The following is a 15506-nucleotide window of genomic DNA, read 5'->3' on the forward strand; positions in this document are numbered from 1 at the left end:
GAACAGCTTCGACAACTCCCGCGCGTCCCTGGGCGCCACCTTGGACGGGTCCGCGATCTCCGGCATGCCCGTCGCGGTGTCCGCCGTCGTCCGCGCGGTCGTGGTCGTCATGATGTGCCCTCCCAGTCGTCAACGCCCGTCGGGCGCCGATGGCTACGAAAGGCGCTTACCCCGCATGGCGATGTCCATTCCCGTGCGCTCAGGCCGGGGTCGCCTCGCTCCGCGCGGCGGGGACCGGGGTCCAGCGGATGCGGGTGCTGCACAGCGCGACGGCGCCCGCCGACGCGGCCACGGCGCCCATGCCCCACGCCAGGTTGCTCGCACCGGCGATGAAGCCGATGAGCGGCGGGCCGGCCAGCAGCCCCGTGGTGCCCATGGCGGCGACCAGCGTCAGCGCGTCCGAGCCCTGCCGAGCGGCGGCGGCGTAGACGCAGGGGGTCACGGCCGCGATGCCCAGGCCCATGCAGGCGAACCCGGCCAGCGCCGGTGCGACGCCGCCGCTCACGAGGGCGACGGCGAGACCGGTACCGGCCACGGCGCTGCCCAGCAGGACGACCCGTCCGTCGCCCCAGCGGCCGCGCCAGCCGTCGGCGAAGAGGCGGGCGACGACCATCATCCCGGACACCACGGCGATGCCGAGCGGGGCGAGTTCCGCCGACGCCTCGGCGATGTCCTTCAGGTACAGGGCGGACCAGTCGTTCATGGCGCCCTCGGCGACCGTGCCGAAGACCATGGCGCAGCACATCCACAGGGTCAGGCGCGAGGGGACGGTCCAGCGACGGCGGGCCGGTTCCGGGCCGGCGGGGGCCGGTGCGTCGGCCGGTGCGTCGGCCGGTGCGTCGGCCGGGGCGTCCTCGTCGAGCAGTCCGGTGCGTGCCGTGGCGCCCAGTGCGGCGAGGAGGACGACGGCGACGCCGAAGTGTGCCGCGACCGATCCGGTGGCGGCGGTCATGCCGGAGGCGAGCAGGGCCGCGAGGAGCGAGCCGGCGCTGAAGACGGCGTGCAGCTTCGCCATGGTGTTGCGTTCGTGCCGTGCCTCCAGGGCCGCGCCCTGCGCGTTCATGGCCACGTTCAGGCAGCCCACGAGGACGCCGTCGGCGCACATCACCAGCAGGGCCACCGGGTAGTTCGGCGCCGCCGCCAGGGCGAGCAGCAGCAGCGCCAGGCCCAGCTGGGACAGCAGGGCGAGGCGTCGCGAACCCATCCGGCGCATCAGCCACGCCACCGCCGGGAAGGACACCGCGGCGCCGACCCCCGCGGCCATCAGGAGCACTCCCACCTCGGCCGCGCTCAGGTCGAGGTCGGCCTTGACGGCGGGGATCCGCGCGGCCCAGGTGGCGTACTGGAAGCCGAGGGACAGGAACAGCGCGGCGATGGCCAACTGGCCGCGCCGGAAGGGGTCGTGGAGACGGGACACGCGCCATCAGCTCACTTCGCGCAGGGTGGGGGCGGGCGGGGAGAGGGACGGGCGGGCCCGGGTCTGCCGGGCGGCCGCGACCGGCCTGGACATGTAGACGGCGCCGTCGCCGTACGCGCCGACGGGCACCACCCCCGGCTCGGCCACGAAGCCGCGCGCCGACCAGAACCGCTCGGTGCCGCCCACGGCGACCAGGGAGATCCGCTCGTCCCCGCGCGCCCGTGCGGTGGCGGTGAGGTGGTGCAGCAGGTGCCGCCCGAGCCCCCTGCGGCGCAGACCGGGTGCGACCACGATGTCGTGGAGGTGGAGGTTCCCGGACTCGAACGCACTCCGGGCCGCCTCCGTCCGCGTCAGGTCCGGGTAGCGGTGCGGCGGATAGGGCAGCGCGAGCAGGTAGCCGGCCGTACGGGCGCCGACGTCCACGACGAAGCAGGTGTCCGGCGACGCCGCCGCCCGGGACTGGAGCGCGGCCCGGCCCTCCGACAGGCCGAGGCCGGTGTAGGCGTCCCGCTCCAGCGCCACCACCGCGTCCCAGTCCCCGTCGGCGAGGGTGCGGATGCGCACGGTCTCAGTCATCGGCGCCGCTCCTCTCCGGGCCGCCCGCGAAGGCGTACGGGAGCGGGGCGAAGCCGTTGAAGCCCTGGGTGGTGTAGCTGGTCGCGTAGGCGCCGCAGGACAGCACCCAGACCGGGTCGCCCGAGGCCAGCGCCGCCGGCACCGGGACCAGCCCCTCCTCGTGGGAGTAGGCGTCGTCGCTGTCGCAGGTGGGACCGGCGACCACGGCCGGGACGTACGGGCCGGCGGGATGGCCCGGGAAGACCAGCCGGTACTGCAGGGCGTCCATCTCGTAGAGGCCGTTGAACTTGCCGCAGCTCAGGTACAGCCAGTGCCGCCGTTCGCCGTCGGCGGCCCGGCGTTCGGTGAGGCGGGCGACGTGGGCGCGGATCGCGCCGTGGTCGGCGACGAGGTGCCGTCCCGGCTCGATGACGAAGTCCAGGGGACCGCCGTGGATCCGGCGCAGCTCGTCCATGCCCTCCCTGATCACCGCGAAGATCTTGTCCAGCGGCGGGTCGAGGGGGGTGCCGCGCCGGTCGCGGTAGCCGAGCGCGGGCAGGCCGCCGCCGAGGTTGACGTGGTCGACGCGGATGCCGTGCCGGCCGAGTACGCGCAGCACCTCGCCCAGATCCTCCACGGCGCCGTGCCACGCCTCGCCCGTCATCTGCTGGGAGCCGACGTGCACGGACAGGCCCGCCGGTACCAGCCCGGCGTCCCGGGCCGCCGCCAGCACGCGGACGGCGTCGGCGGGCGGACAGCCGAACTTGTTGCTCAGTCCCCACACCGCGCCCGCCCCGCCGGTGGCCAGCCGGCAGAACACGCGGGCGCCGGGTGCGTGGGCGGCGAGGGCGGCCACGTCCTGGAGGCTGTCGGTGGCGAAGGTGCGCACGCCGAGCCGGTACGCCTCGGCGATGTTCCGGTCGGACTTCACGGTGTTGCCGTAGTGCACGCTGCCGACCGGCACCCCGGCCCGCAGCGCCTGCTCGACCTCGCCGGGGCTCGCCGCGTCGGCACCGGCGCCCCGGCGGGCCAGGGCGGCGAGGACCTCGTCGACCGGGCAGGCCTTCATCGCGAACCGCACCTGTACGCCGGGCAGTTCGCGGCGCAGGGTGTCGTGGCGCCCCTCGATGCCGGCCAGGTCGTACACGAGCCGGTCCTCGGTGGCGGCGGCGAGGGCGGCGGCCAGGGGTGCGTCGAGGTCCGCGGCCGTCACCGCGCTCACCGCGGCTGTCCCGCGGCCGGGGAGACGGGGGTGGCCCGGGCCGCGGCCACCATCGGCTCCCACGCCTCCGTCAGCAGCGCGAAGTCCGCCATGTCGCCGCGGGCCTCGTCGAGGAGGCGGGCGCGGCGGCCCGCCAGCAGGTCGGCGAAGTCGGCGTACCGGCCGCCGAGCTTGCGGTAGGCGGTGTCGAGGGCGTCGAGCCGGCGGACGTTCTCCGCGGTGTCGAGGCCGGTGCTCTCGCGGGCCAGGGCGGCGACGGCGGCGGGGCGGGCCCGGCCCCGCTCGTCCAGCAGTGCGTCGCCCGCTTCGGCCATGCGGTCGTAGACGTGGTGGAAGTAGAGCATCGACAGCAGGAACTTGGCGAAGCGCGTCTGGTAGGCGTGGAAGCCGGGGCCGGTCCGGCGTTCGCCGGTGTAGTAGTTGACGATGTTGCGGTTGTGCAGCACGCCCGGCAGCCGGGCGTCGTGCACGAGGTGGATGAGGAAGTAGTCGCTGCCGATGGTGTCCCGGGCGGGCGGCAGTGGCACGCGTTCGCTGACCGTCGGACCGTGGAAAGCGATGTTGCACATGTCCACACGCATGGGGTCGACCACGGTCAGCAGCGAGTGGTCCGCCGTGAAGGGCTCGGTGCCCGCGCCGGTGAAGGACTCCTCGGCCAGCGCGCGTTTCTGCTCGGCGGACCAGCCCTGCGGCGCCCACAGGGAGACGACGTCGCGGTAGACAGCAGGGTCGGCGTCCCGTATCTGCGCGATGTCGACGGAGAGTTCGCCCACGAAGGAGCTGCCCACCATGGCGACCCGCCGCTCCAGCAGGCGGTCCGGCAGCGTGGACTCGGTGACCCCCGCCACCGCGTCGGCGGCGCGTTCCCCCAGCGACAGCAGTTCGTGGTGGACGGGGAAGACCGTACGGCCGTCCACGCGCTGGTAGCGGCTGTCGGAGTCCCGGCGGTGGACGGACTCGCAGCCGAGCGCGGCCGCGATCAGGAAGGCGCGGTTGGTGCAGGCGCCGTAGGACAGTCCGTCGGGGAGCATCAGGTCGAGGAGCAGGTCGGGCTTGGCGCTGCCGGAACGTGCCGTGACCCGGGTCAGGAAGTCGCGCTGGGCGGCCTCGTCCAGGTGGTGGGCCGTGATCCGGGGGTGCGTCGGCAGGCGCCGTAACGCGGCGGCGTGGGCGGCGCGGTCTGCGGGCGGGCAGGAGTCGAGGACCAGGAGGTGGACATCGATGTCGAAGTGGTCGGCGGCGTAGGCGGCTTCCTCGCCGAGGGCCGCGACGGTGTCCGGGCAGTGCCGGTTGGTGGGGAGGGTCAGGCAGATGCTGCGCATGCGCCGTCCCCGGTGGCCTGGTGCTCGTCACTGCCGTCGGTACCGGTGCCGGGGTGCCAGGACTTCAGGCCCAGCAGCCTGGCGCCGAGTTCGGTCAGTTCGGCGGGACCGTAGCGCTCGGACTCGTGCCGGTGGGCGTCGCCGAGCAGGGTGGCGTTCCAGTCGGGGGTGGCGAGGGTGCGCCAGGAGTCGATCCGGGAGTCGCGCAGGGTGCGGTGGGTCTCCAGCGCGGGCATCATCGACAGGTACTGCACCGCGCGCACGCCCTCGCCGGAGACGTTGGGGGCGACGCCGTGGGCCAGCAGGCCGTTCCAGATGAGGAGGTCGCCGGCCTCCAGGTCGGGCCGTACGACCGGCATGTCCTCGCGGTCGATCGCGGGCCGGATGGGGTCGCGGTCGTCCGGCTGGAGCGCCTTCCAGCGGTCGAAGCGGCGGAACAGCTCGGGGCAGCACTGGAAGCCGCCGTGGTCGGGCTTGGTGTCGTTGAGGGCGATGATGCCCTGGACGCGCTGCGGCAGGACGCCGAGGGTGGTGTCGACGTCCCAGTGCAGCTCGATGTCGAAGCCGCGGTCGGGCTTGTCGATGAGCGCGCGGTCGCGGTTGCCGACGTTGGGCGGGTTGAGGTTGAGCCGGTCCAGGGTGACCCACAGCTCCTCGCAGTCCCACACGTCGACGAAGGCGTCGTAGACGCGCTGCGTCTGGCGGCTGTCCCAGATGAGCTGGTGGTGGTAGGCCTCGACGAAGCCGTAGATGTGCAGCTCCCGGTCCAGGTCGGAGCGGTACTCGCGGTCCTGGTACCAGGTGTCGGGGCGTTCGGGGTCGAGCCCCTGGAACTCCCAGGCGAAGTCGAGCAGTCGGCGCGCGGAGCCGGCGGGTATCGCCTCCTTCACGACGACGTAGCCGTACGTCTGCCAGTGGGCGAAGTCCTCCTCGGACAGCACCCGCAGCGGACGTGTCTTGTCGAGGTCGCGCAGCTGGGTGCGGGCCAGGTAGGTGTCGGCGTCCGCGCTGAAGTAGGGCAGGTCCGACGGGGCTCGGTGGAGGTGGGAATCGGGCGTCGCCATGTGGTGCTCCAGATCCTCGCCGTCGCCCCGTGCGGGCGACGGCGGTGTGGACGACGGTGGTCGGGCCGTCGCACATGAGGTCGGGTGGTGGCAGCGGGGCCCGCTCGCGGCACGGGGCGGGAGCGGGGCGAGGTCCGGGGTGGTCGTCACGGAAGTCGTCGTACGGAAGTCGGTGCCACGACGGCGGTCTTCGCAGTCCGGCCGCGGCAGGTGCCCGGCGCGGAAACTGGTGTCACATTCGTCCCTCGCCGAACTTGCGCCTCACAATGGACTAGACCAGGGCGGGGTGTCAACACCCCTTCCGACTAGGCGAGTTGTTACTTCCCAGTTCAGCGAGAACGCCCTTGACACGTCTGGTTAACCTGAACGCGCACCCCCTTGGTCTATACCAAGAAACCATCCGAAAGGCGCGGCCGATGTCCTCAAGCAAGTACAGCAGCGAGTTGCGCCGGCTCGCGCTCTCCGTTCTGCAGCCGGGTTTCGTGGGCACCGAGGCCCCCGACTGGATCCTGCGCGACATCGGCGACGGACTGGCCTCCGTCGTGCTCTTCTCCCGCAACATCGTCTCCACCGAGCAGGTCGCCCGGCTGACCGCACGACTGCGCGCCGAGAACCCCGACCTGATCGTCGCGATCGACGAGGAGGCGGGCGACGTCACCCGCATCGAGTCCGCCACCGGGTCGTCCCGGCCGGGCAACTTCGCCCTGGGCACCGTCGACGACGCGGAGCTGACCGAGGCCGTCGCCGCCGACCTCGGCCGGCAGCTGCGCACCGCCGGGGTGAGCCTCGACTACGCGCCGAGCGCGGACGTCAACTCGAACCCGGACAACCCGATCATCGGCGTGCGCTCCTTCGGTTCGGACCCCGAGGTGGTCGCGCGCCACACCACCGCGTGGATCCGCGGCCTCCAGTCGTCCGGCGTCGCCGCCTGCGCCAAGCACTTCCCCGGCCACGGGGACGTCGCCGTCGACTCCCACCACGACCTGCCCGCGTACCCGGCCGGGCTCGACGAGATCGCCGCCCAGGCGCTGCCCCCGTTCCGGGCCGCCGTCGCGGCCGGTGTGCGCGCGGTCATGAGCGGCCACCTGCTGGTTCCCGCCTACGACCCCGACCTGCCGGCCACGCTGAGCCGGCGCATCCTGCACGGCCTGCTCCGCGAGGAGTTGGGCTTCGACGGCCTGGTCGTCAGCGACGCCATCGAGATGGGCGCCGTCACCCGCCGGTACGGCATCGACGGCGCCACCGTGAAGGCGCTCACCGCCGCGGTGACCGGCGGGGAGCTGCCCGAGGAGCGGCTGGCCGAGGCGGCGGGCCGGGTACGGGAGTTCGCCCGCTGGTCGGCCGGGCTGCGGGCGGCCGGGGCCGCGGGGGACGCGGCCGGGGACGGCATCGGGCATGTCGCCGCGCGCCGGGCCGTGCGGCTCACCGGCGCCGCGCGGGCCGCGCTGCCGCTGACCGCCGCGCCGCACGTGGTCGAGCTGGCCCCGGTGACCAACATGGCCATCGGCAAGGAGACCCCGTGGGGCGTGGCGGAACCGCTGCGGGAGCGGCTGCCCGGTACGACCTCCGTGCGGGTACGCGGGCAGGAACTGGAGGAGGGGACGGTGGCGCTGGAGAGCTGCGCCCTCGAACCGGCCGTCGGACGCCCGCTGGTGATCGTGGCCCGCGACGCCGCCCGGCACACCTGGATGAGCCGCGCCGTGACCGGCCTGACCGCCGCCCGCCCGGACGCGATCGTGGTGGAGATGGGCCTGCCGGGCACCACCACCGTCGCGGCGGCCCAGATCTTCACCCACGGCGCGAGCGCGGCCTCCGGGGTGGCCGCGGCGGAGGTCCTGACGGCCGCGTCGGCGCCCTGAGCCGGACCTCCGTGACGGGAGTGCGTCAGCCCGCGGTCTGGGTGTGGATGTACTCCACGAGGCGGGTCAGCGCGTCCGGGTCGGTGGTCGGCAGGACGCCGTGGCCGAGATTGAAGACATGGCCCTCCAGGCCCGCCGCCGCGTCCAGGATCTCGCGGGTCTTGGTCTCGACCGCCTCCCGGCCGGCGAAGAGGACCGCCGGGTCCAGGTTGCCCTGGAGCGCCTTGCCGGGGCCGACGCGGCGGGCCGCCTCGTCCAGCGGGACGCGCCAGTCGACGCCGACGACGTCCGCGCCGGCCTCGCCGAGGAGGCCGAGCAGCTCGCCGGTGCCGACGCCGAAGTGGATCCGCGGCACGCCGTACCCGGAGACGGCCTCGAAGACCTTGCGGGAGGCGGGCAGCACCGAGCGGCGGTAGTCCGCGGGGGACAGCGCGCCGACCCAGGAGTCGAAGAGCTGGACGGCGCTCGCGCCCGCGTCGATCTGCACCTTGAGGAAGGCGGCCGTGATGCCGGCGAGGCGGTCCAGGAGGTCGGCCCACAGCTGCGGGTCGCCGTACATGAGGGCCTTGGTGTGCTCGTGGTTGCGGGACGGGCCGCCCTCCACGAGGTAGCTGGCGAGGGTGAAGGGCGCGCCCGCGAAACCGATCAGCGGGGTGGCGCCGAGCTCGCGGGTGAGCAGGCCGAAGGCCTCGGTGACGTAGGTGACGTCCTCGGGGGTGAGGTCGCGCAGCTGTGCCAGGTCCGCGCGGGTGCGGATCGGGTTCACGATGACCGGGCCGACACCTGGCTTGATGTCGAGGTCGATGCCGATGGCCTTGAGCGGGACCACGATGTCGCTGAAGTAGATCGCCGCGTCCACACCGTGCCGGCGCACCGGCTGGAGGGTGATCTCGGCGACGAGTTCCGGCCGCATGCAGGACTCCAGCATCGGGATGCCCTCGCGCGCCTTCAGGTACTCCGGCAGTGAGCGCCCGGCCTGCCGCATGAACCACACGGGGGTGTGCGGCACCGGCTCACGCCTGCACGCCTTGAGGAACGCGGAGTCGTACGTGGCGGTCGGCTGCTGGCCCGCGGGGCTCTGGTTGGCACTCACACCGGCAAGTCTCGCATGTCCCCCGGACGGCACCGGACCACGGGTGGGCGGCCCGCGGAGCCCGGTCCGGGCACCCGTGGAGCACGGGTGGGGCGGCTCCCGCGCGCCCTGCCGGGCCGCGTGATCCGGACATCGCGCCCGCACGCGGGTGTCCCTCCCTGCGCCGGGCCGCCGTTCCGCTTAATGTTCCCCGCATGGCTGCGGCTCAGGGACGACTGTCGGACGGCGCTGGCGGAATGGACGACGCGAAGGGGACCGAGGAAGAGGCCCGGCACAAGGGGAGTCACAACGGGAGTACGGCGCCGCCGGCCTTCACGGCCGCCGTGGAGGCGCTGCGCGCCGCGCGGCTGCGGCCGCAGATCGAGGTGGAGGCGACCCGCGCACCGCAGCGGCTCGCCCCGCACGCCTACGCGCTGGAGGCCGCGGTCGTCGACGGCGACGAGGACCTGGCGGACGGGCGGCTGGTGCTGCTGCACGACCCGGCCGGACACGACGCCTGGCAGGGGACCTTCCGCCTGGTGACGCTGGTCCGGGCCGAGCTGGAACCGGAGATGGCGGCGGATCCGCTGCTGCCGGACGTGTGCTGGTCCTGGCTGACCGGTGCGCTCCAGGCGCGCGGGCTGGCGTACGGCGAGCCCAGCGGCACCGTCACGCGTGCGAGTTCGCACTACTTCGGAGGGCTCTCGGCGCGCCCGTCCGCCTCGCAGATCGAGATCCGGGCGTCCTGGACGCCGCGCGAGGGTCTGGGCGGCGTCCCGGACACCGCGGCGCACCTGACCTCGTGGTGCGATCTGTTGGCCCAGGTCGCGGGCCTGCCGCCGGCGGCGCCCGGCGACGCCTCGATCGTGACGCTGCCGCAGCGGCGCGGCCCGCAGTCGCGCTGACGCCGCCGACCGCCGTTCATCATTCCGGGCGAAGGGGCCCGCATGCCCGGAGCAGGTTCCGTCACTTTGTCGACACGGCCACTTTCGGGCTCGTATCGACAAAGTGCGAAACCGTTCGATCTTCGAATGATCGACAGCGTGTCCGAATTGCTCGGATTGTTACTCACCAGATCGTGATCATTCTCTAAAGGCGGACGCGTTCGGTGCCGAAGACGACTGTGACCTTGAAAGCACGGTTCGTCCCGGCTTCACCCCCATGAGCCGGCCCCGTCCCCGCACCCCAGGAGGCCTGGTGTCCGTTCTCCTCGAGCAGCCTGCAAGCCTGGTCGCCTACCGCCCGAACAAGCCGACCGCCATGGTGGTCGTGGCCGATCAGCGCGTCCGTTCCACCGTCACCCGCCACCTGTGGGCGCTCGGTGTGCGCGACGTCATCGAGGCCTCGTCCGTCGCGGAGGCTCGTCCCCGCATCGGCAACCCCCGCGACATCTGCGTCGCCGAAGTCCACCTCCCCGACGGCTCCGGCCTGACCCTGCTGTCGGAGACCCGCGCCGCGGGCTGGCCCAACGGGCTGGCCCTGTCCGCCGCCGACGACATCGGCGCCGTCCGCAACGCCCTCGCCGGCGGCGTCAAGGGCTACGTCGTCACCGGCACCCGCACCAACGTCGGGCTCCCCACCCGGCCCGGCGCCGCCCCCATCGGCGCCGCCGCCGCCCGCCTGCACCGCCGCCCCCCGGGCGCCCCGAGCCACCCGGGCGGCTACCGCGAGCTGTCCGGCCGCGAGGTGGAGGTGCTGCGGCTGGTCGCGGAGGGCCAGTCGAACAAGGCGATCGGCGTCTCGATGGGCCTGTCCGCCCTGACCGTCAAGAGCCACCTGGCCCGCATCGCCCGCAAGCTCGGCACGGGCGACCGCGCCGGGATGGTCGCGGTGGCCCTGCGCACGGGCATCATCCACTGACACCCACCACCCCGCTCCCGACGCCCCGCCCGCTCCCCCACGCTCCCTGTTCCCCCTCCCCACCGACGCCCCGTGCAGCGGATCTTTCACCGACCTGACTGGTTTACGACCCCCCGGAGCCCGCCGACGGAACGTTCCGTCGGCGGGCTCGGTCGATCCACCGATACCCTTGACAGGTGACCGACGCCCACGAAACCGCAGCAGACCGTCCACTGCGAACCACCGGAGGCGCCCCTCCGGACGACGCCGGATCTTCTGCGAGTCAGGCGCCGATCCCCTTGCTCGAACCACGCGAGGGCATTCCGCCGGTGATCGCCGACGCGGACGCCCTCGCCGAGGTGACCGCCGCCTTCGCCGCCGGGAGCGGCCCCGTCGCCGTCGACGCCGAGCGCGCCTCCGGGTACCGCTACGGCCAGCGCGCGTACCTGGTGCAGCTGCGCCGCGCGGGGGCGGGCACGGCGCTGATCGACCCGGTGGCCTGTCCCGACCTCTCCGGTCTCGGCGCGGCGATCGCCGACGCGGAGTGGGTGCTGCACGCGGCCACCCAGGACCTGCCGTGCCTGCGGGAAATAGGGATGGTGCCCACCCGCATCTTCGACACCGAGCTGGCCGGGCGGCTCGCCGGGTTCCCGCGCGTGGGCCTGGGCGCGATGGTGGAGAACGTCCTGGGCTTCGTCCTGGAGAAGGGCCACTCGGCCGTCGACTGGTCGACGCGCCCGCTGCCCGAGCCCTGGCTGCGTTACGCCGCGCTCGACGTGGAGCTGCTGGTCGACCTGCGGGACGCCCTGGAGAAGGAGCTGGACCGCCAGGGCAAGCTGGAGTGGGCCCGCCAGGAGTTCCACGCGATCGCGTCGGCCCCGCCGCCCGAGCCGCGCAAGGACCCGTGGCGCCGTACGTCCGGCATGCACAAGGTGCGCCGGCGCCGTCAGCTCGCCGTGGTGCGGGAGCTGTGGCAGGCCCGGGACCGGATCGCGCAGCGCCGGGACGTCTCCCCCGGCAAGGTGCTCGGGGACGCGGCCATCGTCGAGGCCGCGCTCGCGCTGCCGCCCAACGCGCACGCGCTGGCCGCGCTGAACGGGTTCGGGCGGGTGAACCGCAGGCAGCTGGAGCAGTGGCAGGTGTCGGTCGACCGGGCCCGGGCGCTGTCCGAGTCGCAGCTGCCGCAGCCCGGCCAGCCGGTGACCGGCCCTCCGCCGCCGCGGGCCTGGGCCGACAAGGACCCGGCCGCCGCGGCCCGGCTGACCGCGGCGCGCGCGGCGGTGACGGCGCTGGCCGAGCGCCTCGGCATGCCCCAGGAGAACCTGATCACGCCGGACACGGTGCGCCGGGTCTGCTGGGAACCGCCCGCGACGGTCGACGCCGAGTCGGTGGGCGCGGCCCTCACCGGACACGGGGCCCGGCCCTGGCAGGTGGAGCAGGTGACACCGGTACTGGTGGCGGCGCTGAGCCAGGACGCGCCGTAGCGGGACGCGCCGTAGCGGGACGCGTCGTAGCGGGACGCGTCGTAGCGGGACGCGTCGTAGCGGGAGCGGCGGATTCCGGCCAAGGTCCCGGGGCCGCTCCCGGAGCGGGCGCCGCGTGATCGGTCCTCCGGTGGTGTGACGAGCGGTGTGACCTTCGCCGCTCCCGCCGGGGGGACTGGGCAGCTACGTTACTCATAAGTAGCATGGGGACTGAGCGCGCGCTCAGTGCATGCGTGCCGCAGCAGTGCCATCCCGCACCCTGGAGGAGAGCCATCGTGCCTCGTACCGTCAGGGACGTCGTCTTCGTCGACGGCGTCCGCACCCCGTTCGGCAAGGCGGGCCCGAAGGGCATCTACCACGAGACCCGCGCCGACGACCTGGTCGTGAAGGCGATCCGGGAGCTGCTGCGCCGCAACCCCGGTCTCGACCCCAAGAAGATCGACGAGGTCGCCGTCGCCGCGACCACGCAGATCGGTGACCAGGGCCTGACCATCGGCCGCACCGCCGGCATCCTGGCGGGCCTGCCCACCTCGGTCCCCGGCTACTCCATCGACCGCATGTGCGCGGGCGCCCTGACCGCCGTCACCACCGTGGCCGGCTCCGTCGCCTTCGGCGCGTACGACGTCGCCATCGCGGGCGGTGTGGAGCACATGGGCCGCCACCCGATGGGCGAGGGCGTGGACCCGAACCCGCGGTTCGTCAGCGAGAAGCTGGTCGACGAGTCCGCCCTGTTCATGGGCATGACCGCGGAGAACCTGCACGACCGCTACCCGAGCATCACCAAGCAGCGCGCCGACGAGTACGCCGTGCGCTCGCAGGAGAAGGCCGCCAAGGCGTACGCCAACGGCCAGATCCAGGCCGACCTGGTGCCGATCTCGGTGCGCCGCACCAACGAGGAGGCCGGCGAGACGGGCTGGGGCCTGGTCACCGCCGACGAGCCGATGCGTCCGGGCACCACGCTGGAGAACCTGGCGGGCCTGAAGACGCCGTTCCGCGTGCACGGCCGGGTCACCGCGGGCAACGCGGCCGGTCTGAACGACGGTGCGACCGCCTCCCTCATCGCGAGCGAGGACTTCGCCCGTGAGAACGGCCTGCCGGTCAAGATGCGCCTGGTCGCGTACTCCTTCGCGGGCGTCGAGCCGGAGGTCATGGGCTACGGCCCCATCCCGGCCACGGAGAAGGCCCTGGCCCAGGCCGGCCTGTCCATCGACGACATCGGCCTGTTCGAGATCAACGAGGCCTTCGCCGTCCAGGTGCTCGCCTTCCTGGAGCACTACGGCATCGCCGACGACGACGCGCGCGTCAACCAGTACGGCGGCGCCATCGCGTTCGGCCACCCGCTGGCCTCGTCGGGCGTCCGCCTGATGACCCAGCTGGCCCGCCAGTTCGAGGAACAGCCGCACGTCCGCTACGGCCTGACCACCATGTGCGTCGGCTTCGGCATGGGCGCGACGGTCATCTGGGAGAACCCGCACTTCGAGGGGGACAAGTGAGCACCACCGCAGAGCTGCTGAAGGGTGCGGCCGAGCTGTTCCCCGGCGAGGTCGTCACGCAGGCACACGTACGCCACTTCGACCTGCCCCTGGGCGCTGGGCGCTTCGCGCTCATCACCCTGGACAACGGCCACGACCACACCAAGCCGACCACGCTCGGCCCGCAGTCGCTGGCGAACATCGACGCCGCCCTCGACCAGGTCGAGAAGGAGGCCGCGGACGGCGACATCGTCGGCGTCGGCGTCACCGGCAAGCCGTTCATCTTCGCGGTCGGCGCCGACCTCAAGGGCGTCGAGCTGCTGAAGCGGCACGAGGACGCGCTGGCCATCGGCAAGGGCGGCCACGACGTCCTCAAGCGCCTGGCGAACCTGGCGGTGCCGTCCTTCGCGTACTACAACGGCGCGGCCATGGGCGGCGGCGTGGAGATCGGCCTGCACTGCACCTACCGCACGGTGTCGGCGGCCCTCCCGGCCTTCTCCCTCCCCGAGGTCTTCCTCGGCCTGGTCCCCGGCTGGGGCGGCTGCACGCTGCTGCCGAACCTGATCGGCGCCGACCGGGCCGTCTCGGTGATCATCGAGAACAGCCTCAACCAGAACAAGCAGCTCAAGGGCAAGCAGGTCTACGAACTCGGCATCGCGGACGCGATCTTCGAGGGCGCGGACTTCCTGGAGCAGTCGCTGATCTGGACGGCGTCCGTCCTCAAGGGCGAACTCGCCGTCGAGCGTCCGGCGATCGACCGCGGCGAGGCCTGGGACCAGGCCGTCGCGCGGGGCCGGTTCCTCGCGGACTCCAAGGTGCACGGCGCGGCCCCGGCCGCCTACCGCGCCCTGGACATCATCGCCGCCGCCAAGAACGGCGACCTCCAGCAGGGCTACGACGCCGAGGACCAGGCCCTCGCCGACCTCATCATGGGCGGCGAACTGCGCTCCGGCATCTACGCCTTCAACCTGGTCCAGAAGCGCGGCAAGCGCCCGGCGGGTGCGCCCGACAAGTCGCTGGCCCGCCCGGTCACCAAGGTGGGCGTCGTCGGCGCCGGCCTGATGGCCTCCCAGCTCGCGCTGCTCTTCCTGCGCCGCCTGGAGGTCCCGGTCGTCCTGACCGACATCGACCAGGAACGCGTCGACAAGGGTGTGGGCTACGTCCACGCCGAGATCGACAAGCTGCTCGGCAAGGGCCGTATCAACCAGGACAAGGCCAACCGCCTGAAGGCCCTGGTGACCGGCGTCCTGGACAAGGCCGAGGGCTTCGCGGACGCGGACTTCGTGATCGAGGCCGTCTTCGAGGAGATGGGCGTCAAGCAGAAGGTCTTCGCGGAGGTCGAGGCGGTCGCCCCGGCGCACGCGATCCTGGCCACGAACACCTCCTCCCTCTCCGTCTCGGAGATGGCGTCGAAGCTGAAGCACCCCGAGCGGGTCGTCGGCTTCCACTTCTTCAACCCGGTCGCGATCCTCCCGCTGCTGGAGATCGTGCGCGGCGAGCAGACCGACGAGGCCTCGCTGGCCACGGCGTTCGGCGTCGCCAAGAAGCTGAAGAAGACCGCGGTCCTGGTCAAGGACGCCCCGGCGTTCGTGGTCAACCGCATCCTGACCCGCTTCATGGGCGAGATCCAGAACGTCATCGACGAGGGCACCCCGGTGCCGGTGGCGGAGAAGGCGGTGGAGCCCCTCGGCCTGCCGATGTCCCCGCTGGTCCTCCTGGAGCTGGTCGGCCCCGCGATCGGCCTGCACGTCTCGGAGACCCTCAACCGGGCCTTCCCCGAGCGCTTCACGGTCTCCCCGAACCTGAAGGCGGTCGTCGAGGCGGGCAAGCGCGGCTTCTACGTCTACGACAGCGGGAAGCCCGAGCTGGACCCGGAGGTCGCCGCGCTCCTCAAGCAGGGCGACACCGTCCTCACGGAGGAGCAGGTGCGGGCGCGGGTACTCGACGCGGTGGCCCAGGAGATCGGCCTGATGCTCGACGAGGGCGTCGTCGCCGAGGCCCAGGACATCGACCTCTGCCTGATCACCGGCGCCGGCTGGCCCTTCCACCTGGGCGGCATCACGCCGTACCTGGACCGCGAGGGCGTCGCGCAGCGGGTGAACGGGAAGCGGTTCCTGGAGGCGGGGGTGGCGAGCGTGCCCGCGTAGACGGGTCCGTCGTCGAAGGGGCGCGAGGCGCCCGCGGATCGGCCGTGGCCGGT

Annotated in this window: 12 protein-coding genes; 6 read left to right on the forward strand and 6 right to left on the reverse strand. The window is 73.2% G+C overall.

Going from position 1 to position 15506, the window contains the following annotated elements; all coding sequences use genetic code 11:
- Positions 1–199: 199 nt before the first annotated feature.
- The 5 genes from BZZ08_RS06435 to BZZ08_RS06455 are packed head-to-tail and all read right to left on the reverse strand — an operon-like array spanning position 200 to position 5580.
- Positions 200–1417, reverse strand: a complete 1218-nt coding sequence (locus BZZ08_RS06435) for an MFS transporter (protein WP_104631160.1) — start codon at positions 1415–1417, stop codon at positions 200–202.
- A gap of 6 nt (positions 1418–1423) precedes the next feature.
- Positions 1424–1993, reverse strand: coding sequence for a GNAT family N-acetyltransferase (locus BZZ08_RS06440; RefSeq protein WP_104631161.1), 570 nt, complete (start codon positions 1991–1993; stop codon positions 1424–1426).
- Positions 1986–3194: an ornithine decarboxylase gene (locus BZZ08_RS06445; protein WP_104631162.1), complete on the reverse strand. Its 1209-nt coding sequence runs from the start codon at positions 3192–3194 to the stop codon at positions 1986–1988. The genes BZZ08_RS06440 and BZZ08_RS06445 overlap by 8 nt, the downstream gene beginning before the upstream one ends.
- Entirely contained in the window at positions 3191–4516 is a 1326-nt protein-coding gene (locus BZZ08_RS06450) for a DUF6271 family protein (RefSeq protein WP_104631163.1), read from the reverse strand. Before BZZ08_RS06450 ends, BZZ08_RS06445 begins: the two co-directional genes overlap by 4 nt.
- Positions 4498–5580, reverse strand: coding sequence for a phytanoyl-CoA dioxygenase family protein (locus BZZ08_RS06455; RefSeq protein WP_104631164.1), 1083 nt, complete (start codon positions 5578–5580; stop codon positions 4498–4500). The genes BZZ08_RS06450 and BZZ08_RS06455 overlap by 19 nt, the downstream gene beginning before the upstream one ends.
- Positions 5581–5996: 416 nt before the next feature.
- Here BZZ08_RS06455 and BZZ08_RS06460 point away from each other — a divergent pair, with 416 nt between their 5' ends.
- A complete protein-coding gene (locus BZZ08_RS06460; RefSeq protein WP_104631165.1) occupies positions 5997–7439 on the forward strand; it encodes a glycoside hydrolase family 3 protein in 1443 nt (480 codons plus the stop codon).
- 25 nt (positions 7440–7464) lie between these two features.
- Here BZZ08_RS06460 and hemE read toward each other — a convergent pair whose 3' ends face one another.
- Positions 7465–8532, reverse strand: coding sequence for a uroporphyrinogen decarboxylase (gene hemE, locus BZZ08_RS06465; RefSeq protein WP_104631166.1), 1068 nt, complete (start codon positions 8530–8532; stop codon positions 7465–7467).
- Between the two features lie 236 nt (positions 8533–8768).
- Here hemE and BZZ08_RS06470 point away from each other — a divergent pair, with 236 nt between their 5' ends.
- The 5 genes from BZZ08_RS06470 (at position 8769) to BZZ08_RS06490 (ending at position 15453) form a co-directional block, all read left to right on the forward strand.
- Entirely contained in the window at positions 8769–9416 is a 648-nt protein-coding gene (locus BZZ08_RS06470; RefSeq protein ID WP_446750235.1) for a DUF3000 domain-containing protein, read from the forward strand.
- Between the two features lie 292 nt (positions 9417–9708).
- Positions 9709–10371, forward strand: a complete 663-nt coding sequence (locus BZZ08_RS06475) for a helix-turn-helix transcriptional regulator (protein ID WP_059298226.1) — start codon at positions 9709–9711, stop codon at positions 10369–10371.
- Positions 10372–10547: 176 nt separating this feature from the next.
- The gene (locus BZZ08_RS06480; protein WP_198601320.1) at positions 10548–11834 is read left to right on the forward strand and encodes a ribonuclease D; all 1287 of its coding nucleotides are present in this window, start codon (positions 10548–10550) and stop codon (positions 11832–11834) included.
- A gap of 275 nt (positions 11835–12109) precedes the next feature.
- The gene (locus BZZ08_RS06485; RefSeq protein ID WP_104631169.1) at positions 12110–13327 is read left to right on the forward strand and encodes a thiolase family protein; all 1218 of its coding nucleotides are present in this window, start codon (positions 12110–12112) and stop codon (positions 13325–13327) included.
- A complete protein-coding gene (locus BZZ08_RS06490) occupies positions 13324–15453 on the forward strand; it encodes a 3-hydroxyacyl-CoA dehydrogenase NAD-binding domain-containing protein (RefSeq protein ID WP_104631170.1) in 2130 nt (709 codons plus the stop codon). The genes BZZ08_RS06485 and BZZ08_RS06490 overlap by 4 nt, the downstream gene beginning before the upstream one ends.
- Positions 15454–15506 lie beyond the last annotated feature (53 nt).

Source organism: Streptomyces sp. MH60, assembly GCF_002939385.1.
In the GTDB taxonomy this organism is placed as follows: Bacteria; Actinomycetota; Actinomycetes; order Streptomycetales; family Streptomycetaceae; genus Streptomyces.